This is a genomic window from Acidimicrobiia bacterium, assembly GCA_035471805.1.
Classification (GTDB): Bacteria; Actinomycetota; Acidimicrobiia; order Spongiisociales; family JAHEDJ01; genus JAHEDJ01.
Genome location: DATIPS010000035.1, coordinates 1 through 2,405, shown reverse-complemented (window position 1 = coordinate 2,405; position 2,405 = coordinate 1). Strand labels below are relative to the sequence as shown.

Below are 2,405 nucleotides of genomic sequence, written 5' to 3'. Positions count from 1 at the left end.
CCGAGATCGAGTTGTATCACGTCACCCGAGGTCAGCATCGAGCCAGTCGACTTCGTCAGGACTCAACGAGGCAGTGAGCTCTTCACCGATCCGGTCCTGTCTCAAACGCCGGACAGCCAGGGCCACGGTCTCCCCCACCGTCGTGCCCAGCCGATCAGCGAGTCGCTTCAGTTCCCGGTGAGTGGCTTGATCAATTCGAACACTCGTACTCTGCATGCTTATCAGCATACACTTTTGCATGCACGTCCGGTAGAAGGTCGACCGGCGCCTACATCGGCCTCCGCCCGGCGAACTCGCAGCACTACGCACCGACCGACTCGACCTCTCGCGCCGCCAGCTTCGGGTCGGGGAACCACCCAAGACCCCCGCCGCCCGCCGCACCGTCAGCTTCTCGCCCTTCCTCGCCGAGGAACTCACCAAACATCTCGACACGTGGCTGGATGGTCCCTTCCTTCGAGAGGGGCCTTGCCATGACCGACACCAAGTCCGCCTGCCCGTTCGCTCCCGCCGATCGTGGGCCGTGCTGGCTAGGACTGAGGCCAGCGGTGGGCCAGGCCATATTGGACAAGCGCGTCGAAGTGCTCGCCCAGGGATGTGACGTAGATCACGTCCTCCGAGTTGTACGCCACCGTTCTCTCCGCGAAAAGCGGATCGGTGAGTGGGAGGAACACCGTTCGTGCCGGCCATGTCTCAGCGATAACCCTGAGGATCTCGTTGTCGGGCGAGCTGCTCTCCAAGATGTTCCAAGGCGTTCCCCCGGCGCCGGGTTCCAACTCTGTCCGTGCCGATGTGAACCCGATCACGATGATCGATCCGTCGACGACGGTGCTGGTGTGGGCGAGGTAGTCGCCGATCCACTCCTGCTCGGTGCCCATGAGATGAGCCTTCTGCGCATGATGTGCACCGAAGTTGATGAGGGTTCCCCCGTCGATCTCTGCGATCCGTGCATCGGCGAGGCCCTTGATGACATCCTCACGCATTCGTGCCGCCTGGTTGTCGTCCTCGCTGCGCTCCGCGCGAATGGCAACGCTTTCGACCTCCACGTTGACCATCTCGAGGATGATCGCGTACCAGTCCGGCCCCCACTCCGCAGTCAGGTTCGTACCGTCGGCCTCCAGCGCTGCGAGTAGGGCCTCAACTGCCTCCGCCTGATCGGCAGAAGTCCCCTCGAGGTAATCGACCGCCGCGAAATCAGCGATGGGACCGGCCGTGGGCACGTTGTCCGCCGCCGCCAGCAACAGTTCTCGGAAGGATGCCGCTCCCCCGTAGTACGCCTCGTTCGCATCGATCGACCGCACGTGAACTCGTTCATCGGGCGGAAGGGTCTCATTGAAATCGTGAATCGGAGACAACTTCCGCAGCAGATGGTTGGGAGGCTCCCAATCCGGTATGAGATCCCCTCCGACGACCCAGTCGTCGAGCAGCCAATCAACCATTTGCGGGTTCTCGATCAGGAGCTGGCGGAAACCCCGTTCGTGCAGGTCCTCGAGGAGAGTACCAACGAACTCCCAGTGCTCCCGGAGGTGATGGGTTTCACCGAGCACCACGACTCGGTTCACTGCTAGCTGGTCTAGAACCTCACTGGGAATGCCCGAATCGGCAAAGACCGCCGCGTCTCGCTCCACCACTGTGGCGAGCTCGTCCCTGGTGACATCGGCCGAGGGCGAACATCCCGCGACAACCATCAGAAAAGCGAACGCCCCTCGGAGCATCCGACTGCCTGGCCGCCGGGCGATCCCACTGGCCGAATTCACTCCCTCATTCCTTTCTACGACCTCCCTCGGCGCAATGATGCCTCCCGTGTGCCAGAGGGCACAGGGCAGCTTGTCCCTATTGCGCCGATGGACAAATCGGCGAGATCAGGCCACGCGCGTCGGTGTGGGTCGCCTCGGGGAGTGAGCACAGTACGGACACGCCGTCTCGCAGCCCCGTTCCGAACGTCGGGGGTGATGAAGTTCAGCGTGCCGGAGCTTCGAAGCCCCCGGGACTTGGGGCGTTGCCGGTCGGGGCTTTCGACGCGACAGCGATCGGCCCACATCGGGTCGGCACCAAGTCAGGGTGTGCCCAACACGGTTCAGGCGCACGGCTGGCCCACCCAAGACGGAGTTGCGTGGGTTCAGTCAGCTGGCGCCCAACCTCAGTCCTGATGGAACGTGACGCCAACCCGTTGGGTCCGAAAGGGATACCTAGGAGCCAGCCGCGCTGAGGTAGCTACCGGCCTTTCAAGACGACGACACGATTTCGTGGGCCTGATGCCCACACTCCAACACCACTTCAGGGACCGGCACCGCCACCACATGCCGGCACGCCTGAAACACCTTCAGGCTCCCCGAGGTGTTGCATGCCGCACAGATGTATTGGGGGTCACCGGCACAGGTCGGACAGATCACTGCACCGGCAGGCTC

The 2,405-nt window shown here is 63.1% G+C and carries 3 protein-coding genes; all 3 read right to left on the bottom strand.

Annotated elements, in window-relative coordinates; genetic code table 11:
• Positions 1–301 precede the first annotated feature (301 nt).
• Positions 302–472 carry a hypothetical protein gene (locus VLT15_08080; GenBank protein ID HSR45173.1) on the bottom strand — a complete coding sequence of 57 codons (171 nt, stop codon included), beginning with the start codon at positions 470–472 and terminating at the stop codon, positions 302–304.
• A gap of 55 nt (positions 473–527) precedes the next feature.
• Positions 528–1,754 carry a hypothetical protein gene (locus VLT15_08075; protein HSR45172.1) on the bottom strand — a complete coding sequence of 409 codons (1,227 nt, stop codon included), beginning with the start codon at positions 1,752–1,754 and terminating at the stop codon, positions 528–530.
• Between the two features lie 468 nt (positions 1,755–2,222).
• Positions 2,223–2,405, bottom strand: a 183-nt coding sequence (locus tag VLT15_08070) for a hypothetical protein (GenBank protein HSR45171.1), incomplete at its 5' end; no start/stop codon positions are given.